Here is a 25534-nt window from a genome sequence, read left to right as displayed (position 1 = left end):
CTACATTTAACTGTCAACTGTCAATTCTCAACTGTCAACTCTTAGAAGGAGAACCGCAGCGCTATACGCACGCCCCCCTTCTTGATATTCGGTTGGTCCAGATACGTCAAGCGGCGGTAATAATCGATCCGTAATATCTTGAAGATGTTCTCCAGACCTACGCTGGCCTCTAGGTAAGGCGTACGGCCCATCGGCGAGGTTCCCTCGGGGAAACGGTATAGTCCCGTCGGGTCCAAGGCAGGGTTGTTCTTATCGGTCAGTCCTCCGTAGAAACCGCTGAACGATATCACCTCACGCAAACGTAGCCACTTCACGCCGGGAATACGGTTTAAGATCCATCCCTTCATATAATACGTGAAGTAGAACGAAACATACTGGTCGCTTACGAACTCCAGCGCACGCATCATGTTGAAGGCTTGCGGCTGGATCGTGATGGACTGGTTGGTATTCGGCATGATGAGCAAGGGGAAAGGAACCTTGTCCCATACCTTGCCCGCCGTCACCAAGGCGTCGATATGTCCGAAGGAAGAGAGCCAGATCCGTTTCTCGGCGCTGATCTCCGTATGGTTGTAATTGAAGTCGCCCCCCAACACGTTCTTCAATCCCATCTGATGGGATAGCTTGAATACGGGAGCGTCTTTCGAGAGGTTGAAAAGCGAGTTCTTACCCTCTCGTCCGTTATAGGCACGCTCGCCCGGGGCAAAACGAAGCTGGGCCCCTAGCTCCGTGTTGGTGAAACTCTTTAGGTTCGTCAATGTCCCGTCGGCGTTGTAACGGTCGTAGCGGAGCGTTCCGGCCGCCTCGTTGTTCTCGTTACGTGCCCAAGTGGTAAGGGTCAGGCCATTCAGCCATTCCTTCTGGTACTGGAGCATGGTCTTGCGGATGTATTGCATCATGGTGACGGGCTCGCCCACTTTCCATGCCACGAACATATTATCCTTGCTGGTGAAGAGGAAGTCCTGACCGGGCGTATATACGTCGTACTCTTGGATCGCAGAGATGTTGTTCACCGGGCTTTCTCCCTCGTGATATTTCTTCTTGTTCACGCTATACGTCAGCTTGGCGTTATACTTTAGCTTACGGTCGTTTACGCCATAGGCCAGATAACCGCTACCGAACCAGTGCGGGTTGAGGTTTGCCGTCGTCATACCTCCCACACGCATGCGGAAGCCCTCCAGATGGTTGGCGCTGAAAGTGGTATTCATCGGTCCGAAATCGAACTTGCTCTTATCCTTGTCCGCCGTGGTCGGGATATAACCGGTGATCAATATCTCGGCGGTCTTGATGATCACGTTGAAAGCCGGTACCTTGCGGAGTTGCGCCAGCAAGTCGTCCAAGGCGCTCTCTTTCTCTTTCAAGGGGACATGGCGGTTGTGTATCCAGAAGGTGTCGGTCTGGGCGGTGGCTTCGGGCAGCTCATGGATCGGACCGAGAAGGCCGAAGATCGAGTCGGCGTTCTGCACGTCGAACTGATACTTATCGAAATTCCTTAGCTGGTGGGCATAGAGCTGTTGCGCCCCTTTTACGATATAGAAATTAACGTAGGTATTCTCGTTGGCGAGCACCCAAGTGCTATCCGGCATCCGCTTGAACTCTTGCTCGATCCGGAGCTTGTCCACCCAGTTGAGGTTGATGTTCGCCGGGGTGTTCAAGAGGAATTTCTTGACGGCGTAATTCCCGTCCAGCGTGATGTACAAGCGGCCCGTGAAGCCGTAGCTCTGGCTGTTTACGGGCACGAAGGCGAGATCCACACATTTATCTCCGGCTACGTCCACCGTATCCATGATATAATATTTGTAATAGGAGACGGCCAGCGTGGAAGATAACGGGCTCACGAAACGGTTCAACAAGATATTGATATTGTTGTCAAAGATATTGACGCCCTTGAATATCTCCTCAAGGTTGGCGGTGATGGCGCCTCCATCGTCCAAGGTCTTGTCGATACCCTGCTGGCGCTTGGCCTTGGTGATCGTCTTTTCCGCCTTGGGATGTTTACGGTAGTATTGGTCGGAGATCGTCTCGCGGACGGAGATCGTCAGGATCGGTTTCCCGTTGAACTCCGAGGTATCCAGATAGTTCTTGATGAACTTGAATTTCTTCAGGAACTTATTCTTCTCGAGATTGGGGTTGAAGTCGTCCAGCGACATGCTGAGCTTCTCGTACACCTCGCTTTGGTACTCGTCCTTCGCCTCGATGCGGTTGTCGTTCTTATGCTCTATGACTTTCTTGATCAGTTCCACGGCGGGGTTGTCCTTGCGGGAATATTTCTCGCGCTTAGGCTTGACGACTACCTCGGCAATCTCGAACGAGGTAGGCCGGAGGAGCACGTTGAGGGCGTTGTTCTTTTGCCCCGCCTTTAGGTTTACGACCTTATTGTCATATCCAAGCGAGGATACGACCAGCCGGGTAAGCCCTTTGTCATTCTGGAGGCTGAAAGCCCCATCATCGTCGGTCATCGCCCCGATCGTCGAGTTTTCGAACATGACGGATACGTAGGATAGGGGTTCCCCGCTTACGGAGTCTCTCACGATTCCGGACGCGGAAGTTATGCTCTGGGCGTATAGGACGGAAATGCCGGTCACGAATTGTAACAGGACTAGCAAAGTGATATAGCGAATAGATCTTATCATGTAAATGTCTCGTTATTCCTTCACGGATAATACAGTTGGCAAAGGTATGTTTTTTTCGTGGGAGGGAGGGGGGAGAGGCTATTAATAATCATTAATCAATGGGGCATCCCCTCCTTGGAGGGAGGGGAGCCCCATCATTCTTAAATCTAAAAAACATGAGGGCCTCACGGCTTTATATCTCTGACGGCGATTCGCTATCCGCTTGCTTCTTGGCGGCGGCGGCTTTCACGAGCGCTATGCGTTGGTTGTAGAGGGCGTTGGTCTCGTCGATCAGCGCGTTGAGGCGGCTGATGAAGGTGGCCGTCACCTGAGTGGGCTTCACCACGCTTTGGGCGAAGGCGTAGGTGGTCATCTCGTCGTATTCCTCGTCCATGCGGAGGCGGATTTTCTTGGCGCTCTCCACCGGGAGGTCGGCCCGTGCGTTGGTGCGCTGCTCGGTCAAGGCTGCGTATTGCTGGTTCTTCTCCTTCAGCGCGGCCACTACCTCGGTGAGGGTGATCGCCGCCAGTGCCTCGGGCATGCCCTCCTTGGCTAGGTCGGTCAGCAAGCCCTCGATGGCGGCCGTCTCCTGCAAGTTGGCGAGGCGTGCGGCGCCGATGTAGGGTTTCACGGCGAGGTATAGCTTCTCGGCGGCCGTGCGTTGCGCCGCCAGCGGGCTTTTCATCATTTGCGATACGGTGGAGGTGATGAAGGTGAGCAGGTCGTCTCGCTCCTTGTCGATGGCGGACATCTGCGCGGTTTCCTCGCTGGCGGAGGATTGGTTGACGGCGTCGGTCAGCAGCTTGAAGTCGCTGTCGAAGGCCGTGCGCAGCTCGGCGGGGATGCCCAGCGGGTCGTTCGGGTCGAAGCTGATCTCGTCGGGAGATTCGGAATCGCCGCCGTCACCTGCGATCAGGCTCCCGTAGCGGGCCATGAAGGTCCGGTACTCGGCGTTGTTTAATTTTGCGATGTTAATGTCTTTTACTTTTGTAATCTTTCCCATTTTCTTATTGATTTAGATCCATGATCTGTTTAACACTGGCTAAAGGTACGACAAATCGATTGATATAGCTCTGGGAACCGCCGTGTTTTTCGCGGATTCGACCTCGCGGCAGGTGAAAAGTCGAATCTTGCGAAAATACGGGGCTTACATCGGGTGCGAAACGGAATCTTAGGGAAATATTCCACCTTGCGGCAGGTGCGTGGTGGAATTCGCGAAAAATGCGGGGGGTGCATCGGGTGCGAGGTCGAATCTTGGAGAAATGCGGCATCTTGCGGCAGGCGCGTGGTGGAATTCGCGAAAAATGCGGGGGGTACATCGGGCGCGAGGCCGAATCTTGGAGAAATGCGGTATCCCGCGGCAGGTGCGCGGTGGAATCTTTAGAAAATGCGAGGCCCAACCTTGGTGGCCGGGCCTCGCGATAAATCATTTCTTCTTGATCACGATGATACGCGTGCCGCCCTCGGGCTGTACCAGATCCCCGATCTGCTTGCCATTGTCATCTAACGTAGGAACCAAGAACGGATAATATTCCGGGTTGTAATACTGCTTTGTGCTTAGGGAGCCTTCTCGGGGAGACATGGAATAGGCGAGCTCGCCGTTGACCCATATCTGGTCTATAAGGAATATGCCGTCGGCGATGTACATTTGTGATTTTATCTCATCCTCGCTTCCGTTTGGGTACTGAACGTATATATAGGAGACATCCTGATTCTCTTCTGTTTTGTTAAAAGGGAACGGGAGGTAATAGTATCCTTTCGTGTTCTTTTTTACCCTTCCGTCTCTTTCATAGTCCTCGTAGGGTGGATAGATCATGTTCCACTCTTTCTGTGTACCTCCCTCGTTCGTGTATTGAGGCACGAATTGGCAGAGGGTCTTTTTGCCCGCGTTAAGGTACATGACGAGGATGCCTTTCGTATATTCTTCTCCAAGGAAGCTGGGGGATTCCGGGTTCAAGAGATCGTTCAGCTCCGGGTCTGTCAGCACGATCTGCATGCCTACCTCGTTAAGACCGGGCCCGTCTGGATATACTTTTTCTTCCGATTCGCAAGCGCAGAGGCCGGCTAGCGCTACGCAGTATAAAAGGAATATATTTCTCATAGGATTTGAAGTTTTAAATTGATTAATAAACATAGCTAATCATCCGTACATTTCGATCGTATGGGCTTGTGTTAGATGATGGCGTAAAAATACCGCTGTTAAACCAAGTGTTATCGTTTTCATTACCCCCTCCCCAATCATACCGTACGGTCTGAAAGGAGGTGATGGAAGAACTACCGGAGGCTTCAAACACTCTCCCGTTATATGTAATGGTATAAATATCGGTACTGGTGGTTCTCGTGTTCCGTACTCCGTCAATAATCCAAGCATGACCGTCACCGCTAGCTCTTGTTCCTCTTATATATGTAGGGCCATAGCTTAACGCTCTCCAAGCCCTGTCAAATGTATAATCTTGAGCGGATCCGGCGGTATAGCCGTTATTGTTTAGGAAGTCTCTGGCTTTGGATATATTGCTACTTGTCCCGGTCGCATCATATCCTGTGTTCATCGTATTAAACAAATCAAGCATAAGGCGCTTTAGCTCTACGGAGGTGTCTAAATTCGCGATCATCGTAGGCCACATCGCCGCCGTGATATAATTGCTGTAGGGCTTTTGGTGATATGCCATGATTTGCGAGACGGCTACCATAGCACAACCCGTATAGGCTCTTTGCGTATAATCGGGAGGAAGCAATGGCAATAAATCGTTGAACGGACTTCCTTGATGCCATCCTGCGTGAACTTGCTTGATCCTTTCGGTGACTTCGTTTTTCACGTCTGTCCGGTCATAACTCCAAGGGCTATTCGGGTCGTCGGGGTCAAAAGGTGGGAGTGCTTTGGTGATTACCTTGCCTTTATTTGCCGCTTTAATCTTTTGGTTCGCCGAAGAGGCAAGACTTTCTATGTCTAATTCTTTTTGGGTTTGCCCCTCCACATACAAATCGACTAGCTCTAGGCAGTATTTCAAGCTCTTGTTAAACGAGGTGTCCGATATAGACCCGTTTTCTGAGTAACAAAGTAGCTTGTCTACACGTTCATCTGCCGATAATAGGGAGAATCCCGTTCCTTTGTCGTTTTCGAATATAACTTCGTAGTATAGGTTTCTCCCGTTTTTCTTGTTCTTCTTCAATGAGAGGGCTTTTACTTTTACGGCTTTCTCCTTGTGGATGGTCTTAGCGTAGCTCTCGAAGTTCTTTTTCGCTTCTTTTTCCGAGATATCGTATGAACCTTTCTGTTTTACGGAAAGGGCGATTTGCTCGGAGGCGGTTAAGACCAACTCCTTGTCATTGTTTGTCGCCGCGTTTAACGCTTGGGTGCCAGCATCTATAAGATCTTCACCTTGTGAACATCCCGTCATGATTATTAAAGTAACGCCGATAATAATCGTACTCAGTAAAGTATTCGTTGCTTTCATATGAGATTGGATTTAGAGATTAGCATGAGAAAAGAGTGATTATCAACCTTTGTTGATCTTGAGAAGGAACTCCGAAGAGACGGGACCATTTATTCTTTGAATAGAATAGGTAAATGTTGAGTCATAAAGGTCTGGATTAAATCGGACAAAAACAAATTCTGTAATCAGAATCTTGTATGAAATCTCGTTATTATTCATTTGTCGCGGCCCTCTTGAAACAACAAAGGCCTTGCCGGGGTAGCAAGGCCCATCGCGAGGGATGAGATGCGGCTCGCCGCGTCTCTACAACGCCTCCTTGTTCCACTTGTTCAGCGGATTCTTCCCCTCGGGAGTATAGAGCTGGGCGATACGGGCGGCGTAGGCTTTCTCTACCTTGCCCCGGACGATCTTCATGGTGCTGTTTACCATGCCGTTTTGCTCGGTAAAAGGCTCGGGGAGGATGGCGAAGGTGGTCGGCAACCAACGATCCGGGAATAGGGTGGACAGGTCGCCTCCCTTGCGGAAACGGTCGATCTGGCGCTGGATGATACGGATGGCCTCTTCTCGGCCTTGATCGCTCGTGAGGTCCAGATTCTGGTGGGCCAGATGTTTCCGCAACCGTTCTTTGTTAGGGACCAACAGGGCGGTCGTGTACGGACTCTGGTTATTGTACAGGATCAGCTGGTCGATGCAAGAGGAATGCTCTACCAAGGCTTCCTCTATACCCTCCGGACTGTATTTCTCCCCGTCGCTTCCGATCAGCAGGCTCTTGAAACGCCCCAACACATAAAGAAGCCCGTCACGCATATATCCCATATCCCCGGTGTACAGCCAACCCTCCTTTACGGTATCGGCCGTCGATGCCGGGTTCTTCCAGTAGCCGGCCATCACGTTCTCTCCCCGGATGACGATCTCGCCTTTCTCCCCCGGAGGAAGTACGTTGCCGTCCATGTCGCAGATCTTTAGGTCGAGGGGCCGCACCAATACGCCGCTACTGCCGAAGACGTGGCGGCGGGGGCCGTTGGTCGAGATGATCGGTGTCGCCTCGCTCAGCCCGTATCCTTGGTACATCGGGATTCCCAAGGCGTAATAGAACTTCTGCAAGTCCTTATCCAGCAAGGCGCCCCCTCCGATAAAGAACTTCAGTTCGCCCCCGAAGTTCTCACGGACTTTCGCGAACAATAGCTTGTCGAACAAACGGACCAGTGGCTTCAAGAGGACGCGGAAACCTTTTCCTTCCTCCTCGTCGCTATCCCCATTATAGATATAACCGATCCGTAAGGCTAGGTTGAAAAGGCGGACGGCGTTCTTGCCTTGCGCTCGGATACCTTGCTCGATATTCTTCTTGAAGTTCTTCGCCAAGGCGGGGACGCTCAGTATCAGGTACGGCTTGAACTCCTTTATATTGATAGGGATATTCTTCAAGGTCTCCATACCGGTACGCCCTACCTGCACGGTAGCTACCGAGGCTCCCTTCGACATGAAGATGTAGAATCCTACCACGTGGGCGAAGCAATGGTCCAGCGGGAGTATTACCAACGTACGCCACGTATCGTCTATATCCACGCAAGTGAGCGCTTGCTCCACGTTCGCCGTATAGTTGCGGTGGGTGAGGATCACGCCTTTCGGATTGGCGGTCGTGCCGGAGGTATAGGTGATGGTGGCGTAATCATCGTTGCCCAGCGATTGCCCGATCGCCAAGAACTCCTCTAGCGGATGAATACCCAGATAGACCTTCCCCATCCGGCGTATCTCGGACAGCGGCATCTCACGGTCTTGGTATTCCGCCAGCTCGTCGAGTACGATGATCTTCCGTACGGTGGGGAGCTTATCCTTGATCGCCCGGATCTTCCCCAGTTGCTGGCCCGATACCATGATATATTTCACGTCGGCGTGGACGAGACGGAACAGGAGGTCGTTCGCCTCCTCCAGCTTGATGGATAGGGGCACGTTCGTCGCCCCGGCGTAGAACATGGCCAGCTCGCCGATGATCCACGCGTTGCGCCCTTCGCTCAGTAAAGCCATATTATCTCCCTTTCGCACACCCAGCGATACGAGGCCTGCGCCTTCCTCATAGACGAGGTCGCGAACCTTGGAGTAAGTGGTTGGCTCGAATCGCTTGCCCGTCTTCTCCCATAAAAAAGGATTACCGGGGAAGCGCTTCACTGAACTCTCAAAAAGGTCTATAATCGTTTTCTTTTCCATATCTTTTCGTGTTTGTAAGAGGATGTGTCAAAAGTCGGTTGAGTTTATTTTTTCCATCTCTTGCAGGTAGCCGCATGCCGCTTCCACCGTAGGGACGTTCTTGATCACGATACTTCGCTTGCCGTTCTGCTCCCGGAGGTTACACTCACGGGGATGCTTTTGGATGAAGCCCAGCAGCTTGCCGAACGCCTCGCTTTGGTAATACGGGCTATCCGGGTTATTCACCAAGAAGAGGCTCATCTGCCCTTTCTTCAGGACCACTTTCTCCATGCCCAGTTTCTTGGCCATGCGGCGGAGGCGCACGATCCGGATCAACTCCTTGCCCTCCTTCGGTATCTTGCCGAAGCGGTCTTTCAAGCGCTCCGTAAAGGCGAGGATGTCACGTTCCTCCTCCATATTATCCAACTCCCGGTATAGGGAGATACGCTCCGAGTCGTTGGGAATGTAGGTGGGAGGGAACATCAATTCAAGGTCGCTCTCGATATAGGTCTCCCGGACGTATTCGCTGCCCGTATCCCGGTGCCCTTCGGCATTATCGGCGTAAAGATCGGCGAATTCCTCGCTTTTCAATTCGTCTACCGCCTCCTCCAAGATCTTCTGGTACGTCTCATAGCCTAGGTCGGCGATGAAACCGCTTTGCTCGGCGCCTAGCATATTCCCGGCTCCCCGGATGTCGAGGTCTTGCATGGCGATATGGATACCGCTACCCAGCTCGGAGAAGTTCTCGATCGCCTGCAACCTGCGTCGTGCCTCCTGCGTCAGCGAGGTGAGGGGCGGGGAAAGGAGGTAGCAGAAGGCTTTCCGGTTGCTTCGTCCTACACGTCCGCGTAGCTGATGGAGGTCGCTAAGCCCGAATTGCTGGGCGTTGTTGATGATGATCGTATTGGCGTTGGGTACGTCGATGCCGCTCTCCACGATACTGGTGGCTATCAATACGTCATACTCATAATTCACGAAATCGAGGATGATCTTTTCTAGCTTCTCCGGTTCCATCTGCCCGTGCCCCACGGCTACCCGTGCGTCGGGGACTTCTCGCCGTACCAAGGCTTCCATCTCGTAAATGTTCTGGATACGGTTGTTGATGAAGAACACCTGCCCGTTCCGGCTCATCTCGAAATTGATCGCTTCCCGGATGATATCGGGGTTGAAACGCTCCACCTCCGTCTGCACGGGATAACGGTTGGGCGGTGGCGTGGTGATGCTGGAAAGATCCCGGGCCCCCATCAAGGAGAACTGTAGGGTACGGGGGATCGGGGTGGCCGTCATTGTCAAGGTGTCCACGTTCACCTTCAGTTGCCGAAGCTTCTCCTTGACGGATACCCCGAACTTCTGCTCCTCGTCGATGATAAGCAAGCCCAGATCCTTGAAACGTACATCCTTGCCGACGATCCGGTGGGTGCCGATCAAGATATTCACCTCGCCCTCTTTCAGTTCTTTCAAGGTAGCCTTGATTTGCGCGGCCGTACGGGCCCGGCTGATATAATCGATCTTGCAAGGGAAATCCTTCAAGCGCTCACAAAACGTCTGGTAATGCTGGAAAGCCAGTACGGTGGTGGGTACCAACACGGCCACCTGCTTATTGTCCGATACCGCCTTGAATGCCGCGCGGATAGCTACTTCGGTCTTTCCGAAACCAACGTCTCCACAAATCAACCGGTCCATCGGACGGGTACTTTCCATATCCGCCTTGACCTCGGCGGTCGCCTTCATCTGGTCCGGCGTGTCCTCATAGATGAAGCTGGCTTCCAGCTCATGCTGCATGAAGCTGTCCGGCGTGTAGGCGAAACCCGTCTCTTGCTTGCGTTTGGAATAGAGGAGGATCAAGTCCCGGGCGATATCCTTCACCTTCGCCTTGGTACGTTCCTTCATCTTTTCCCAAGCGCCCGTGCCGAGCTTGCTCAACTTGGGCGGCTCGCCGCTCTCTTTCCCCTTGTATTTCGATAATTTATGCAGGGAATGGATGCTGACGAATATAATATCGTTATTCTGATAAATCAATTTGATGGCCTCTTGCATCTTACCGTTCACCTCGGTGCGTACCAATCCTCCGAACTGTCCTACGCCATGATCGATATGTACGATATAATCCCCCTGCGAGAACTGGTTCAGCTCCTTGAGTGAAAGGGTGATCTTTCCGCTTCGTGCCTTATCGCTCTTCAGGTTGAACTTGTGGAAGCGGTCGAACAGTTGATGGTCGGTGAAAAAGCAGATGCGTAGCGTGTCGTCGGCGAATCCCTCGTGTATCGTGCGGTTCACGGCGGTGAAAGGGATATTGTCGCCCCTATCCTCGAAAATCATCCGGATACGGTTGGCTTGTTTCTCTTGATCGCTCAATATATATAATGTATAGCCCTCGTCGAGGTATTTATGGAACGACTCGCTCACCCGGTCGAAATTCTTATGATAGATCGGCTGCGTTTGCGTAGAGAAGTGGATGGTAGCGTCCGCCGTTCCCATCGGCCGTGCCCCGAAATGGATGCGACGGAAATCCAATACCTCCCGTAGGAAGTCCTCGCCCCGGACTAATTTCTTCCGCATCTGGTCGATATCGGCGAAGGATTCCTCGTCGGCTACCACCGGATCGTCGTTCCATACGCTTCCGATGCGCTCCTTGCACCATGCGAGATCTCTCGCCGCTATGAAGGTGTTCCGGGGGAGGGAGCCTAGCAAGGAAGTACTATCCTTGGCGTTCTTGCTCATCTCCGGTACGATATAGATGCTGTCCAGCTTCTCCTTGCTGAGTTGCGTCTCCACGTCGAACGTACGGATGGTCTCCACCTCGTCGCCGAAAAAGTCGATACGGTAGGGGAACTCGTAGGAGAAAGAGAAAACGTCGAGGATACTGCCCCGGAGGGCGTACTGCCCCGGCTCATATACATAATCGACCTGCTCGAAGCCATACTCGTCCAGCACGTCAGAGACAAACATATTATCCAGCTTCTCGCCCACGCTGATTTTTAAGGTATTCTCCTTCAATACCTCCCGGGCCACGACTCGTTCCGCCAAGGCGTCCGGATACGTGACGATCACGAAAGAGGCGTCCGGGTCTTGCAACCGGCTGAGTACCTCGGTGCGCAGGATCTCGTTCGCCGGATCGACATGCCCGTACTTGATGGCCCTCCGGTAAGCGGATGGGAAGAAGTATACCTCATTGCTGGCGGTAAGCTGCATCAAGTCGTGATAGAAATAGCCGGCTTCCTCTTGGTCGTTCAACACACACACATAGCTTCCCCTTCCTTTCGTAAAAAGAGAGGCGATCGTCATCGCCGGACCCGAGCCATTCAGTCCCTTTAGGAATATATTGCGGGACGTATCGTTTTTCAGTAGGGTGTCCAGCGCCGTCACTTGCGGGTGAGCGGCATATAGTTTCAATAATTCTTGTACTTCCAAAGCGATATCTTGTTTCCGCGAAGGTAACCTTTTTAGGGAAAAAAACAGTATGAATAATGCAGCGATTATTGCCCAGACAATGAACAATGCCGGATTTGACGTACTGCCGATGGAAATGGACTTGTCCTCACGCTCGTCTATTCTGAGCTTGATAGACGAAGCGCAGAAGCATGGAGAAATCTCAATGTTAGTAAATGTCGCCGGAGTATCTGTTTTCCATAGAGCGAGGATTCGAGTAGGGGATTTTGGGGGAAATGCTTTTGGGTCCTCTGAAAAAGGGAGACTTATCTTATATTTTTATGTATGTTCTAGTTCCTTGCCGTATGATTCTGTAAAAAGTCGTACGTGTTTCCCGAAAAACATGTACGACTTTTCAAAAAAACACGTACGTGTTTTTCGAAAATGATAATCGTCTTTTTAAAATGTTAGTATCCAATTATTTATGTATTCATGTCATTTGCATACTTATTGTATGGAATAGTTTAATAAATCTCCTCTATCTTGATATAAAAATTATCTGTTTGACAGCTACTTATACTTGCCGTATCTTTGCGGTATAAGAAAAACAGAAAGTATAACAAATTAAAAAGTAGCAATTATGAAAACATTAGATTATATCCATTTAGACGCATCAGCGGTAAGTAACGTAGTAGCAAGCTTGAAACAATTATTGGCGGACTACCAAGTATTCTATACGAACCTTCGTGGTTTCCACTGGAATATCAAGGGACACGGTTTCTTCGTTCTTCATGGTAAATTCGAGGATATGTACAACAACGCTGCCGAGAAGGTTGACGAGTTGGCGGAACGTATCCTGATGTTGGGAGGCGAGCCGGAGAACAAGTTCAGCGAGTACCTGAAGGTAGCTCGTGTAAAAGAGGTATCAGGCGTATCCTGCGGTGACGAGGCGTTAAAGAATATTCTTGATACGTATGGTCATTTGATCGGTGAGGAGCGTAAACTTCTTTCCTTGGCATCCGGGGCGGGAGATGAGGCTACGGTCGCTTTGATGAGTGATTATCTGAAAGAACAAGAGAAGTTGGTTTGGATGTTAGTAGCATATTTAACTTGCGATTGCAAGAAGTAAAAAAGGTGATTCATTGCGTTTGGAGAAGGTCGGAAGTGATTCCGGCCTTTTTCTGTTGGTGCCAATAGGGGTTTTTTATTGTTTCATGTCTTATTCATATAAATCGTTCGATTATTTTATCAAAATAAAAAGTATATGAAAAGAGTTGTAGTATTTGCGATGGTGTTAATGCTAGGTGTAGTATCGGTACAAGCCCAGTGGTCGGTAGTTCCGGAAGCGGGTATGACAGTGATGAAGGCGGGTCCAATGGTTGATTGGAAACCGAGTTGGAAGATTGGGGTAGGAGTGGAATATCAGTTGAAGCCGGAATTTCTTTCTCTGAAGTCCGGTCTGTATTATACGCAAAGGGGATATAGTAATGACCAATTCCCCGGATATGGATATGGGCATTATTGGTGGACTGTGCCGGGACCTACTTATGATCCGTATGGATATGCGTATGATTACTCAAATAAGGTGACACGAAATTTCTTGCAATTACCGATTATGGCTAATTTATCGTTCAAATTAGCTGAGGATATTCGTTTGAATGTCGGAGTAGGCCCTTATATAGCCGTAAGCGTATTGGATAAAGGAATGTTCGGGGGATGGTCTGTCGCTTCGGAAGAATCCGCTAAGTTTTATACCCATGATCCCTGTGAAGGGCTTCGTGCTTTTGATTGGGGTATAAGTGCCACTGTAGGTGTGGAAATAAAACAATGCTTTATCAATTTTGGCTATGATGTATCGTTAGGTAAAGAGTATAAGGGAGGATCGATCGAGGCGAATTACCATACCTTGGCTCTTACCGCAGGATATAAGTTTAAATTAGGTAAATAGAAACCTAAGTTCTATCGCATGTCTTCCTGTTGATCGTTTAAATATAGATTCTATCTATATGTATATAGGAATTATCTGTTTGACAGCTGTTTATATTTACCATATCTTTGCAGTATAAGAAAACGGAAAGTATAACAATTAAAAAAATAGCAGTATGAAAACATTAGATTATCTTCATTTAGACGCATCAGCAGTAAGTAACGTAGTAGCAAGCTTGAAACAATTATTGGCGGACTACCAAGTATTCTATACGAACCTTCGTGGTTTCCACTGGAATATCAAGGGACACGGTTTCTTCGTTCTTCATGGTAAATTCGAGGATATGTACAACAACGCTGCCGAGAAGGTTGACGAGTTGGCGGAACGTATCCTGATGTTGGGAGGCGAGCCGGAGAACAAGTTCAGCGAGTACCTGAAAGTAGCCCGTGTAAAAGAGGTATCAGGCGTATCCTGTGGTGACGAGGCATTGAAACATATTCTCGATACCTATGGCCTGCTGATTGGTGAGGAACGTAAACTTCTTTCCTTGGCATCGGAGGCGGGCGATGAGGCTACGGTAGCGTTGATGAGTGACTATCTGAAGGAACAAGAAAAATTGGTTTGGATGTTGGTAGCATATTCAACTTGCGATTGCAAGAAGTAAAAAGGTGATTCATTGAGTTTGGAGAAGGCCGGAAGAGATTCCGGCTTTTTTTACTGGAACCATTTCCTCATAATTCCATATAATTTGTCTATCTCGATCGGTTTTGCGATATGTTCGTTCATGCCGGCTTCCAGACTTAGCCGTACATCTTCGGCGAAAGCATTGGCAGACATGGCTATAATGGGCATATCTTTGATATCTTGACGGTCGAGATGACGAATTTGCCTTGTCGCTTCGAGTCCATCCATTACAGGCATCTGTATATCCATGATTATAAAATCGTAATAACCTTCGGGTGAAGCGGCGACTTTATCAACGGCTTCTTGTCCGTCGCAAGCTGTCTCGACTTCTGCATGGGTTTCTTGCAGCAATTCATACGCTATCTCGCGGTTTAGGTCATTGTCTTCCACGACCAGTATCCGTTTGCCGGGAAAAGATATGATATGAGTCGGTGTGATAAGGACTTGCTCGTCTTCCTTTTTGTCTGAGGCAAATTTTTTCATTAAATGGAATAGCTTGGATTTCATGATAGGCTTGCTTATGAAGCCGTTGACGCCAGCTTTTACTGCCTCAAATTCGTAACCGGAATAATCGTATGCTGATATGATGATGATCGGAGTATCTGGTTCCACGTATTCCCTTATTTTTATGGTGGTTTCGATGCCGTTCATGCCGGGCATCATTAAATCTATGATAATAGCAAAGTAAGTGTCTCCGTCGATTACTTTTTGTACGGCCTTTTCACCGGAAAGAACCCATTCCGGTTTCATCCCTAATTCTTGGAGGTTTTCACAAGCGATCTCGCAGGATACCTCATCGTCATCTACTACCAGTACTGGTAGGTCTACCAATATATTATTGTCGTATTCATTCGTACTTCCCAGTTTGACATGAAACCTCATGGTGAATTTGGAGCCTTTTCCATATTCACTTTCCACAAGAATGTCTCCGTTCATTATCTGGGCGATATGGCGGCTGATAGCCATGCCGAGACCAGTCCCTTGGATATTGCGAATGGCCTTGTCATCCGACCGCTCGAAAGGTTCGAATACTTTTTCCAGAAATTCTGGTTTCATTCCTATACCGTTATCCGTTACGGTTATTTCAAACTGGCCGTAACCGTTATAGACAGAAGGTTTCTCTTCTACCGTTAGTTGTATTTGCCCGTCTTCCGGAGTATATTTGATCGCATTTGTAAGCATGTTCAACAATGCTTGCTGTATACGTTGCACGTCACCTATAAGGCATTCGTGTTTTATCTTGGTGACATGTATCTGAAACTTTTGCTTTTTCGCTTCAAAGGCCGGTTGCACCATGACGAATAAACTCTCTAATAGCTCGTTGATCTTGAATGCCTCTTCTGTCAGCATGATCTTATCACTTTCCAGTTTAGACATATCCAGTACCTCATTGATCAGATTTAATAAGAGTTTGGAGGAAATGGTTATTTTCTTTAAGCAATCAGCTATACGCATCTGGTCATCCATGTGCAGGCCAGCTATCGCTGTCATACCGACGATGGCGTTGATAGGAGTGCGGATGTCATGGCTCATCCGGGATAGGAAATCAGTTTTGGCACGGTTGGCGGCATTAGCGCTCTGTAAAGCTTCCTGCAACAGTTTTTTTGTTTTCTTTCTTCTTTGATTTCCGTTATATCAGTTCGAGTCATTAACCATATGTTCTTTTCCCTGTCGTAATAGCTGAATCGCATTTTCTTTTCCCGGTTTACGCCATTCTCTATCATGGTGCCATATACGATATATTCTCCATGTTTCCGTAGTATCGGTTCTATATGAGCGATCTGTAGTTTCTCAGTCATTTCTTCGTGAAGCTCAGGTGCCATATATTGCCGGTTATATGAGGCGACTACTCCATCATAGTCATAGCTGGCGATAGGAGGGGGACTATAGCTCTCCGAGCCGGAGGTATACATGACATAGCTATTTTTCGAAGCTTCAATATAGATTACGTAATCATATTCTGATCTTACGGCGGTTTCTATAATTTGCGCTTTTCTGAAATCGTTGATATTACGGCTAGATAAAAGGATTCTATCAGGGATACCTTCGTTGTTAACAAGAATATCGATAAAAGTTTCGTGCCATTCAAAACCGAAGTGATCGTTGCAGAAACGTAAGTCAAATGTTTTATGAAAACATCCTTCGGCTATCATTCTAAAGAAAGCTTCAAGCGAAACCGTTTCATCCCATAAACTACGGTCTGGAGAATAGATGTCGTTTCTTAGAATGTTGGCAAGGCTGGTATAATCTTGTTTTGTATTAACTAATTCCGGATTCATTGAATATTTAAGTATATCGACGCTTCCGTCTTCCAAATAGATAGTCCAGATCGTATCCATGAGATATTGATAATTAGCTAATAGCTCGTTTTTATTTAACTTTTCTTTTTTGCTTTCGCTTGTCATGTTTGTATTCTTGCTCGTTTATGAATGCACTTATATCCTTGTGCTTTCAAGGATATTCCGCGAAAGTAGGTAAATAATATGTATATAAGAGATAAAATTATTGTAAATCAAAAAGAATTGATCATTTTCCTTTAAGGCTTTATATGCTCTGCAACATACTTAACACCTTTTTACATATTTCGTGTCTTGTTTAAATTCATCACTGCTATATTTGGTTCAAATCTGAAATGCAATTTCAAATATGGAAAACACGCTGCCAAATATGGAAAAAGTGGATGAGAGCTACAAAGTGCCTAATTTAGAGAAGGGCATAGCGGTTCTTGAGTACCTTTCCTTGCGGTCGGCGGGGGAAACATTGCAAGATATTAAGTCGGCGCTCGATATATCTCAGACTACGGCTTACCGTATTTTGAATACATTGGTGCGGCTGGAATATCTTAATTTTAGTGAAGACACGAAACGCTATAAACTTTCCCGAAAATTATTGACCCTTGGTTTCAGATCCTTGAATGAACACAATCTCTTAGAGACCGTCTTGCCACATTTGCGTGATTTACGTGATCAAGTGAAAGAGACCGCTTGCTTTGGTGTCTTGGGAGATGAGAAAGGGATTTTTATCGAACAAGCGCAAGGACATCATACGTTCCGCTTCGTCCTGTCGCCGGGAAAGCCGTTTGAGTTGCATTGTTCGGCTCCCGGAAAGGCGATTATGGCTTATTTGCCGAAGACGGTGCGAGATCGTTACCTGTCCTACATGACGTTTACACGGTATAATTCCCGGACGATCACTTCTCGTGAGGCCTATCTGGAGGAATTGGAGAAGGTTGGTAAGCTGGGATATGCCATGGATAATGAGGAGGAGCTGAGCGGCGTGATCTGCGTAGGCGCCCCGATCTTTAATTATACAGGATATCCTTGTGGAGCGATTTGGATCTCCGGCCCGAAAGACCGCTTATCGAAAGAGGTGGTGAAAAATACGGTGAAGGTGATCAAGGAGATTGCCGGGGTGATCTCGAACGAACTAGGATTTAGAAAATAAGGAATACAAAATATACCATGAACACACGAAAATACTTGATAAAAAACTCATTGGTGGCTTGTCTTGTCGGCTGTTGCGTTTCTCTCGCTTCAGCCGGCAACCCACCTTTCTTTACTACGGATGCCGTATTGAATGCGAAGGGGGAGCTATTAATGACACAGAAAGGAACGAGACATCTGGATATTTTTTCAGCGGACGGTAAGAGCTTGCTTCATTCGTTTCCGTTTGATGAGATCCCGACCGGGTTGCTTCCGGATGGGGATAAGGTGTATGTGACGACCTTCGAGAAGACCGGCCGTTTACAAGTGCTTTCCTTGGAATCGGGTAGGGTGGAAGCGGCTATACCGACGGGATCGGGAGCCTGCCATCCGATGTTCGGGCCGGATAAGAAACATATATATGTATGTAATCAGTTCGATAATTCGGTGGTCGAGATAGATCCGGTGATGCGTAAGGTAGTCCGGAGCGTGAAAGTGTTGCGTGAGCCTAAATCGGCGGTATTCAGCAAGGATGGCAAGTATATGTTTGTTACGAATTTCCTACCCGCACAACGGGCGGACGTGGATGTGGTGGCCGCTTGCGTATCAGTAATCGAGATGGATGGGTTTACGAAAGTGAAAGATATCCAATTGGCGAATGGTAGCAATGCCTTACGGGGGATGTGTATCACGCCGGACGGGAAATATATATACGTGTCTCATAACTTGGGACGATTCACGGTGCCTACTTCCCAACTTCAACAAGGTTGGATGAACACGAGCGCTTTCAGCGTGATCGATGTGGCGAAGCAGGAATTCGTTGGGGCGGTATTGGTGGACGAGCCGGATCGTGGCGCTGCCGGTATCTGGAGTATCGCTTGCGATGACAAGCATATCTTTATCACGCATAGCGGAACGCATGAGGTGAGCGTGATCGATCATCCGGCGATGTTGGCGAAGTTTGAGTCTTATAAGGATAAGAGCCGTCTGGATTACGACTTGAATTTCTTGTATGGACTTCGTGAGCGAGTTACCTTACAAGGAAACGGTCCCCGAAATTTTATATTTTCGGGAGATAAGTTGATAATCCCTACTTATTTCGCCGATATCTTGAATACCGTCGATATAAATACATTGGAGGTGACGGCTACCGACATGAATCCGGGGCGTACGGAAACGCCGGAGAACAAGGGCGAGAAATACTTTAACGACGCAAATCATTGCTATCAAGGCTGGCAGAGTTGTAACGGTTGCCATCCGGGGGATGCCCGTACGGACGGGATGAACTGGGACTTGATGAATGATGGAGTTGGTAACTCGAAGAATTGTAAGAGCATGTTGTATTCGCATGTGACTCCCCCAAGCATGATCTCGGGTGTTCGTGAGAGCGCAGAATATGCGGTACGTGCCGGTTTTAAGTTCATTCAGTTTTTTGAGCCAGAAGAGGAAATGGCGAAATGTGTGGACGCTTATATGAAATCCTTGCGTCCGGTGCCTAGCCCGTATTTAGTAAATGGGGAATTATCGGATAAGGCGAAAGAGGGAAGAAAGGTGTTTGAGAAACTGAAATGTGGCGAGTGTCATAGCGGTCCTTATTATACGGATATGAAGATGCACCGTATCGGCGAGGATATAGAATTTGAGAAAGGGTGGGATACACCTACTTTGATCGAGGTCTGGCGTACGGCTCCTTATCTGTTTGATGGGCGTGCGGCTACCATGGAAGAGGTGTTCGAGGTCCATAAGCATGGCATCGATAAAAAGGTTTCCAAGAAAGATATCGAGGCGTTAACGGAATATGTAAACTCCCTGTAAAATAAAAGGATATGAATTATTGTGAGAAGATACATTATACGATATTAAGCACCAAGCGGGCCGAGTTCGCCGTTATGGTGGACGATCTATTGTCTCAATTGCCTCAAAACGAGGTGATCATGAGGTTGGCCTTTTTCGGTACTCCGGGTACAAATGAGGAATACGTGGCACGCCGGGTTTTGCTGAGGGAGAAGATCCGTCGGTATTATGGGGATTGCGAACCGGCTTTGAGCTATGTCTCCCAACCGCCGCTGAACGCTCCTTTGCTGATGGAGGTACATAGCTATGTGCCCGATGCGCAGGATCGGATTACTTTCCGTCATTATCAAGGTGTTCCTTATGTCTTGTTGGAGAATGCCTCGGGACGTTTCCTTTTTGCCGGCGGTTTTCAAGGGGATGTACTCCATTTTGGTATAGAGCCTCAGTCGGTGGAAGCTTTCCGGTTATTGGGGGATGTGCTTCGTCGGGAGGGTTTTCCGTTGAATAGCATTATCCGTCAGTGGAATTATATCGAGCGTATAACCGCTTTCGACGGTCCGGATCAGCATTATCAAGCGTTTAATAACGCCCGGTCTGATTTTTATAGTAAAACGGAATGGGCGAATGGTTATCCTGCCGCTACGGGTATCGGGGCGAATCTGGGAGGTATCTTGATCGATGTGGATGCCGCCGTGTTTACTACGCCGGATGCTTTCGCTACGCCGATCGATAATAAGTTGCAGGTGGCTGCCCATGCGTATTCGGAACAAGTACTGGAAGTTGCCCGACAAAAGAAGACGACCCCTAAGTTCGAGCGTGCCAAGAGCATGACTTTTCAGGATCGTAAATTGATTTATATTTCCGGTACAGCCGCTATCCGTGGTGAGGAGAGCTTGACGGGAGTAGGTCTGGAACGTCAGCTACGGATCACGATGGAAAATATAGCGGAACTGATCGCTGACGCTAAATTGGTTAAGTTACGAGTCTACTTGAAGAATAAATCCGACTATAAGGAGGCTGAGCGTTTGATGAATACCTACGGATTAAATATCCCGATCTCTTATATGTGGGCCGACGTTTGCCGGGATGAGTTATTGATCGAGATCGAGGGAATAGCGATACGTTGAAACAAATAGTACTAACAAATATACACAAAAACAAATGAGAAAAGGTTTGAACATGAAAATGGCGGCTATGGGATTGGTGTTGGTATCTATGGTCGCATGTACGGGAAAGACAACGACAGACGCTACTTGTTGCGCCGCTAACGGGGAGGGCAATTGTCCGGAAGGAACTTGCCGCAAAGAATGCACGAACGCATGTAATACTAACAATCAAAAAAATAAAACAATGGCTTATTCAAAGAAGTACACGAACGCCGATTTTTATAAAGACGGCAAGTTCCAACAAGATGTCGCTATGGAAGCGATGAAAGATATGTTTGCTTTCTACGATGTTCCTTTCACGGAGTTGATGGCGAAAGATATGTGGGTGACAGACTTTGGTTTGGGTGATTTCGAGAATGTAGGTATGGGGGGTATTTTCTGGATCAACGATCCGGAGTATAAGTATTTCGCTCACGCTATCTATTTGTTGCCGGGCCAGATGATTCCGGAACATGCTCACGTAAAGACTGACTTCCCGGCTAAACATGAGTCTTGGATGGTAGAGAAGGGTTGGGTATACAACTTCTCTGAGGTAGGTGACGAGACTCCGAACGCACCGGCTATCCCTGCTGGACACGGACCGATCAAGAGCAAGAACTTCGTGGTTCAGAAGGTCGGTGACGTATTACGTCTGAAGAAATTGGAGACATTCCACTTTATGATGGCAGGTCCGGAAGGCGCTATCGTAGATGAGTGGGCATGCTATCACGACAACGCTGGCTTACGTTTCACGAACCAGAAGGCCGCTTTATAAAAACCTCTAGGGTTATGCTTCGTAATTCTAAGGGTTGCCGATCGTGATCCTTAGGGTTTCAATAAACAACCTTCTAAATTTAAATTTAATACATGAATAAATACTATATAATGGTATCACTCTTGTTGTCGACCTCTCTTCTTGTTTCGGCAGGTCCGAAGCAAAAGAAGGTGGATAACTGGATTGACGCCTCAGTAAAACAAAAGTCTGAGCTTCGTGCCTCTTTGGTGAAGGCGAACATGCCGATCATGTCGGCTTGGATCAAGGCGAAGCAGAAGGCTGTCCCGATGTCCGCCGATTTGACGGGGCTGGATCAGTTGGTGCTTGTTACGGCCGCCGGACCGGATGGTACGGATTGGGATTGGGGTACATGGGCGAATGCCCGTTTAATCAAGGCGGACGGTAGTTCGGTTTGGTTGGATGAGTTAGATCCTGATTATTGGGTTTCTGGCTCGGGCAGTATCCGCAAGAATACGGATTTATACGGGAATCCTTTGTTGATCGGCGGTAAGAAATACGATCATAGTGTATTATGCCATGCCAATGGCGTGATGGTGTACAATATCAATAAGGAATATGTACGCTTCGAGGCTGAGGTGGGTTTGGCCGATCAGTCGACGGTAGGTAGTGTATTCTTCCGTATCATGAATGTTTTCCCGAAGGAGGAGGCCGCACGTTTGCTAGCCGCTTATCCGAAGGAATTGGGGGCCTTAAACGCTAATATCGATGGGTTGGAGAACTGGTTGACCGCTAGTGACGCTTCCGCCGAGCGTGATATTGTCTTGAATCTGGCTTCTCGTCTGAAAGACGCTGCGTATGTAAAGAACGCTGTTAAGCAGATAGAGACGGAAAAAGATATTGATACTCAGATCCGTGAGTATTTGAAACTTTATGAGAAAACTCAACGTATCTGTAATTTGCAGAGCGACTTGAGTTGGTTGAATATGGAGGCGATTCGTTTGGCTTTCAACGATATGAAAAAGTTGAAAGGCTTCGACGCCACTAAATATCAACCGGTTCTGGATGAGTTGGAACAGCAGGTAAAGAAAGGTTTCGATGGCATTTATAGTGGTGATGAGGCCGCTTTGGTTAATGCCGAGAAAGCGATCGCGAATAAACGTACGATCTTGCTGGCGAACCCGTTCTTGGACGGTGATAAAGTCTTGGCTGCCCGCTTTAAATTAGGTGTAAACGCTCATAAGGCAATGGCTCCGGATTTGGGTACGCAGGGTAATAACTGGAGTAACCAAGAGTCCGCCCGCCGTATGGGCTTCGACGCCGATATCGTGGAGTTGAGTAATTTACGCGGGGAGGATGTACAGGTACGGTCGATCTATAAACCGGAAAACGGTTCCTCTGTCGCCGACTTGCGGATGCATTGGGATGGCGATCGTGCTATGTTTACCCAGACGATGCCCGATAAGCGTTGGAACGTATTCGAGGTGAAATTGGATGGCTCGGGCTTTAAGCAATTAATACATAACGAGGAGCCGGATCTGGAGTTTTATGATGGAACCTACTTACCGGACGGACGTATCATCGCCAACTCGAATATCGGTTATCAAGGCGTGCCTTGTGTAAGCGGTGATGACCCTGTCGGTAATATGGTACTTTATACGCCGGATACGAAGAACTTGCGCCGTCTGACTTTCGATCAAGACGCAAACTGGAACCCGGTAGTGATGAATAACGGTCGTGTGATGTACACTCGTTGGGAGTACACGGACTTGACGCACTATTATTCCCGTATCGTGATGAACATGAATCCGGATGGTACGGAGCAGAAAGCGCTGTATGGTAGCGGATCGATGTTCCCGAACAGTACGTTCGATATTCAGCCGTTGCCGGGCCACGGTTCCGCTTTCGTGGGAATTATCTCCGGTCACCATGGTATTGCCCGTTCCGGTCGTTTGATCGTGTTCGATCCGGCGAAAGCCCGTAAAGGCGCCGCTGGTATGGTACAGGAGATCCCGTATCGTAACCGGCCGATCGTGGAGGAGATTAAGGATGAGTTGGTAAATGGCGTATGGCCGCAGTTTATCAAACCGACTCCGCTGAATGATAAATATTTCTTGGTGGCCGCTAAATTAGATCCACAGGATTTATGGGGTATCTATTTGGTGGACGTATTCGATAACGTGACTTGTTTGCGTAAGGTAGAGGGTGAGGGCTATATCAGTCCGGTTGCCGTACGTAAGACACAGACTCCTCCGGCTATTCCGGACCGTGTGAAATTGAATGACAAAGAGGCTACGGTCTTTATTCAGGATATTTACGAGGGAGAGGGTTTGAGAGGCATTCCCCGGGGTACGGTTAAATCTCTTCGTCTGCACGCTTATGAGTATGCTTACGTGAAGACTACCTCCGATCATAACTGGCATGGAATCCAGTCCGGTTGGGACATCAAGCGTATGTTGGGTACGGTACCGGTAGAAGAGGATGGCTCCGCTATCTTCAAGATCCCGGCGAATACACCGATCTCTATCCAGCCGTTAGACAAAGACGGAGTGGCTATCCAGTGGATGCGTAGCTGGTTGACCGGTCAGCCGGGCGAGGTGGTATCTTGTATCGGTTGCCATGAGGACCAGAACCAGATTCCTATTCCGAAACGTGTGATGGCTTCGCAGAAAGCCCCGCATGCGTTGACTCCGCCGGAAGGGGGGACCCGTTCGTTCACGTTCGATCTGGAGATCCAACCGATCTTGGATCGTGCCTGTATCGCTTGCCATAATGGTGAGGGTAAGGCTTTCGACTTGCGTGGGGGCAAGAAGGATAAATTAGGTTATGGCACTTCTTACTTGAATCTGCATCCGTATGTACACCGTCAAGGTGGCGAGGGTGATATGGTGGTTCTTCAACCGTATGAATATCATCCGAACACGAGTGAACTGGTTCGTATGTTGAAGAAAGGGCACTTTAACGTGCAACTGACGGATAAAGAGTGGAAAACCCTTTATAACTGGATTGATTACAACGCTCCGGATAAGGGTTATTTCAACGCGAATGTACTTTCGAAGGATATCATCCCGTATCAAGGCTTCGACCAGATTAAGCGCCGTAAAGAGTTGACGGATAAGTATGCGAATGGTGCAGGCGTGGATTGGAAGAAAGAGATCTCCGATTATGCCGCTTACTTGAAGGGTAAAGGTGAGATCAAACCGGAGATGCCGGAGAAATTGGCTCCTGTCAAGGAAAAAGAGTTGAAGGTGAAAGGTTGGCCATTCGATGCGGACCGGATCAAGGCTATGTTGGCCGACGAGAAGGAAACCCGTAAGGAGATCGAGTTGGCTCCGGGTATCAAGATGACATTTGTTCGCATTCCGGCCGGACAATTCGTGATGGGTAGCTATCGTGGGCAATCCGATACTCGTCCGACGGCGAAAGTGAAGATTGACAAAGCTTTCTGGATGGGTGAGTTGGAGGTTACGAACCAGCAATTCAACGTGATTTTCCCGGATCACGACAGCCGTTTCGTGGATCAGCAATGGAAGGATCACGTGGTTCAAGGATATCCCGCTAATAAGCCAGAGCAACCGGTAATCCGTGTAAGTTACAATGACGCGATGGATTATTGTAAGAAGCTGAGTGAGAAAACAGGCTTGAACATCACGCTTCCGACCGAGGCGCAATGGGAATGGGCTTGTCGTGCCGGTAGCGATCAAGATTTCTGGTATGGCGATATGAATGCGGACTTCGGTAAAAAGGATAACCTAGCCGACGTAACCACGCTCCTGCTTGCCGTAAGCGGTATCGACCCGCAACCGATGCCTAAGACTTCTTATTGGTACAAGTACTATACTTACTTACCGAAAGAGGAAGGCGTGGATGATGGCAATTTGGTTCAGGTGGGTGGTAAGCAATATGAAGCGAATCCGTTCGGTTTGTATTGCATGCACGGTAACGTGGCGGAATGGACTCGTTCAGATTACTTGCCTTATCCTTACAACGAGAAATCGAAAGAGGTTTCCGAGTATAAGGTAGTTCGTGGCGGTTCTTATATCGAGCGACCGAAATTCTCGACGGCTTATACCCGTAAAGGATATTATCCGTACCAACGTGTATTCAACGTAGGCTTCCGGGTAATTATTGAGGATTAATAGACAAGGTCTATTTATAGATAGATAACATGGATGCGGCAAATTAATCGCCGATTCTTTCAAAAATGATTAATCTGCGTACATTTGTCGCATC

Annotated in this window: 17 protein-coding genes; 9 read left to right on the top strand and 8 right to left on the bottom strand. The window is 48.4% G+C overall.

What is annotated here, in order from left to right; translation table 11 throughout:
* Window positions 1–41 precede the first annotated feature (41 nt).
* The 6 genes from CI959_RS19425 to mfd all read right to left on the bottom strand — a co-directional run bounded on the left by CI959_RS19425 (window position 42) and on the right by mfd (window position 11638).
* The gene (locus CI959_RS19425; protein ID WP_044544799.1) at window positions 42–2630 is read right to left on the bottom strand and encodes a DUF5686 and carboxypeptidase-like regulatory domain-containing protein; all 2589 of its coding nucleotides are present in this window, start codon (window positions 2628–2630) and stop codon (window positions 42–44) included.
* 172 nt (window positions 2631–2802) lie between these two features.
* Window positions 2803–3612: a DUF6261 family protein gene (locus CI959_RS19420; protein ID WP_009275021.1), complete on the bottom strand. Its 810-nt coding sequence runs from the start codon at window positions 3610–3612 to the stop codon at window positions 2803–2805.
* 423 nt (window positions 3613–4035) lie between these two features.
* Window positions 4036–4710 (bottom strand): hypothetical protein, encoded by a 675-nt coding sequence (locus tag CI959_RS19415; RefSeq protein WP_009275023.1) that lies wholly within the window; start codon window positions 4708–4710, stop codon window positions 4036–4038.
* A 22-nt stretch (window positions 4711–4732) separates the two neighbouring features.
* Window positions 4733–6064: a C10 family peptidase gene (locus tag CI959_RS19410; protein WP_009275024.1), complete on the bottom strand. Its 1332-nt coding sequence runs from the start codon at window positions 6062–6064 to the stop codon at window positions 4733–4735.
* 282 nt (window positions 6065–6346) lie between these two features.
* Window positions 6347–8248 (bottom strand): long-chain fatty acid--CoA ligase, encoded by a 1902-nt coding sequence (locus tag CI959_RS19405; protein ID WP_057316924.1) that lies wholly within the window; start codon window positions 8246–8248, stop codon window positions 6347–6349.
* A gap of 27 nt (window positions 8249–8275) precedes the next feature.
* Complete coding sequence (gene mfd / locus CI959_RS19400; protein ID WP_057316925.1) at window positions 8276–11638, bottom strand: transcription-repair coupling factor; 3363 nt, start codon at window positions 11636–11638, stop codon at window positions 8276–8278.
* Between the two features lie 49 nt (window positions 11639–11687).
* Here mfd and CI959_RS19395 point away from each other — a divergent pair, with 49 nt between their 5' ends.
* The 4 genes from CI959_RS19395 (at window position 11688) to CI959_RS19380 (ending at window position 14187) form a co-directional block, all read left to right on the top strand.
* On the top strand, window positions 11688–12044 hold the full coding sequence (locus CI959_RS19395; RefSeq protein WP_005857769.1) for a hypothetical protein: 357 nt from the start codon (window positions 11688–11690) through the stop codon (window positions 12042–12044).
* A 192-nt stretch (window positions 12045–12236) separates the two neighbouring features.
* Complete coding sequence (locus CI959_RS19390; protein WP_005857767.1) at window positions 12237–12725, top strand: Dps family protein; 489 nt, start codon at window positions 12237–12239, stop codon at window positions 12723–12725.
* Between the two features lie 135 nt (window positions 12726–12860).
* Window positions 12861–13544, top strand: a complete 684-nt coding sequence (locus CI959_RS19385) for a porin family protein (protein WP_057316926.1) — start codon at window positions 12861–12863, stop codon at window positions 13542–13544.
* A gap of 154 nt (window positions 13545–13698) precedes the next feature.
* Window positions 13699–14187 (top strand): Dps family protein, encoded by a 489-nt coding sequence (locus CI959_RS19380; RefSeq protein ID WP_005857763.1) that lies wholly within the window; start codon window positions 13699–13701, stop codon window positions 14185–14187.
* Window positions 14188–14237: 50 nt separating this feature from the next.
* On the opposite strand, the gene CI959_RS19375 is transcribed toward CI959_RS19380, so the two are convergent.
* Together CI959_RS19375 and CI959_RS22150 are read right to left on the bottom strand one after the other, a co-directional pair.
* Window positions 14238–15803: a response regulator gene (locus CI959_RS19375; RefSeq protein ID WP_347504298.1), complete on the bottom strand. Its 1566-nt coding sequence runs from the start codon at window positions 15801–15803 to the stop codon at window positions 14238–14240.
* The gene (locus CI959_RS22150; RefSeq protein ID WP_347504299.1) at window positions 15737–16612 is read right to left on the bottom strand and encodes a hypothetical protein; all 876 of its coding nucleotides are present in this window, start codon (window positions 16610–16612) and stop codon (window positions 15737–15739) included. Before CI959_RS22150 ends, CI959_RS19375 begins: the two co-directional genes overlap by 67 nt.
* A 241-nt stretch (window positions 16613–16853) precedes the next feature.
* Between CI959_RS22150 and CI959_RS19370 the strand changes: the two genes are divergently transcribed.
* The 5 genes from CI959_RS19370 (at window position 16854) to CI959_RS19350 (ending at window position 25440) form a co-directional block, all read left to right on the top strand.
* Window positions 16854–17651, top strand: coding sequence for an IclR family transcriptional regulator (locus CI959_RS19370; RefSeq protein ID WP_029257197.1), 798 nt, complete (start codon window positions 16854–16856; stop codon window positions 17649–17651).
* Between the two features lie 17 nt (window positions 17652–17668).
* Complete coding sequence (locus tag CI959_RS19365; protein ID WP_057316927.1) at window positions 17669–19444, top strand: YncE family protein; 1776 nt, start codon at window positions 17669–17671, stop codon at window positions 19442–19444.
* Window positions 19445–19455: 11 nt separating this feature from the next.
* Window positions 19456–20550, top strand: a complete 1095-nt coding sequence (locus CI959_RS19360; RefSeq protein ID WP_005857755.1) for a hypothetical protein — start codon at window positions 19456–19458, stop codon at window positions 20548–20550.
* A gap of 34 nt (window positions 20551–20584) precedes the next feature.
* On the top strand, window positions 20585–21343 hold the full coding sequence (locus CI959_RS19355; RefSeq protein WP_005857754.1) for a hypothetical protein: 759 nt from the start codon (window positions 20585–20587) through the stop codon (window positions 21341–21343).
* A gap of 92 nt (window positions 21344–21435) precedes the next feature.
* Complete coding sequence (locus CI959_RS19350) at window positions 21436–25440, top strand: SUMF1/EgtB/PvdO family nonheme iron enzyme (protein ID WP_057316928.1); 4005 nt, start codon at window positions 21436–21438, stop codon at window positions 25438–25440.
* The last annotated feature ends 94 nt before the right edge of the window (window positions 25441–25534 follow it).

It is taken from the genome of Parabacteroides sp. AT13 (genome assembly GCF_002272965.1).
Classification (GTDB): domain Bacteria; phylum Bacteroidota; class Bacteroidia; order Bacteroidales; family Tannerellaceae; genus Parabacteroides; species Parabacteroides distasonis.
Note: the sequence above shows the minus strand (reverse complement) of the source record. Positions and strands in the feature narration are given on the sequence as shown.

Bases quoted from the DNA above. Each gene is read 5' to 3' on its own strand.
- CI959_RS19425 (WP_044544799.1), bottom strand. From the start codon at position 2,630: ATGATAAGATCTATTCGCTATATCACTTTGCTAGTCCTGTTACAATTC.
- CI959_RS19420 (WP_009275021.1), bottom strand. From the start codon at position 3,612: ATGGGAAAGATTACAAAAGTAAAAGACATTAACATCGCAAAATTAAAC.
- CI959_RS19415 (WP_009275023.1), bottom strand. From the start codon at position 4,710: ATGAGAAATATATTCCTTTTATACTGCGTAGCGCTAGCCGGCCTCTGC.
- CI959_RS19410 (WP_009275024.1), bottom strand. From the start codon at position 6,064: ATGAAAGCAACGAATACTTTACTGAGTACGATTATTATCGGCGTTACT.
- CI959_RS19405 (WP_057316924.1), bottom strand. From the start codon at position 8,248: ATGGAAAAGAAAACGATTATAGACCTTTTTGAGAGTTCAGTGAAGCGC.
- CI959_RS19395 (WP_005857769.1), top strand. From the start codon at position 11,688: ATGAATAATGCAGCGATTATTGCCCAGACAATGAACAATGCCGGATTT.
- CI959_RS19390 (WP_005857767.1), top strand. From the start codon at position 12,237: ATGAAAACATTAGATTATATCCATTTAGACGCATCAGCGGTAAGTAAC.
- CI959_RS19385 (WP_057316926.1), top strand. From the start codon at position 12,861: ATGAAAAGAGTTGTAGTATTTGCGATGGTGTTAATGCTAGGTGTAGTA.
- CI959_RS19380 (WP_005857763.1), top strand. From the start codon at position 13,699: ATGAAAACATTAGATTATCTTCATTTAGACGCATCAGCAGTAAGTAAC.
- CI959_RS22150 (WP_347504299.1), bottom strand. From the start codon at position 16,612: ATGACAAGCGAAAGCAAAAAAGAAAAGTTAAATAAAAACGAGCTATTA.
- CI959_RS19370 (WP_029257197.1), top strand. From the start codon at position 16,854: ATGGAAAACACGCTGCCAAATATGGAAAAAGTGGATGAGAGCTACAAA.
- CI959_RS19365 (WP_057316927.1), top strand. From the start codon at position 17,669: ATGAACACACGAAAATACTTGATAAAAAACTCATTGGTGGCTTGTCTT.
- CI959_RS19360 (WP_005857755.1), top strand. From the start codon at position 19,456: ATGAATTATTGTGAGAAGATACATTATACGATATTAAGCACCAAGCGG.
- CI959_RS19355 (WP_005857754.1), top strand. From the start codon at position 20,585: ATGAGAAAAGGTTTGAACATGAAAATGGCGGCTATGGGATTGGTGTTG.
- CI959_RS19350 (WP_057316928.1), top strand. From the start codon at position 21,436: ATGAATAAATACTATATAATGGTATCACTCTTGTTGTCGACCTCTCTT.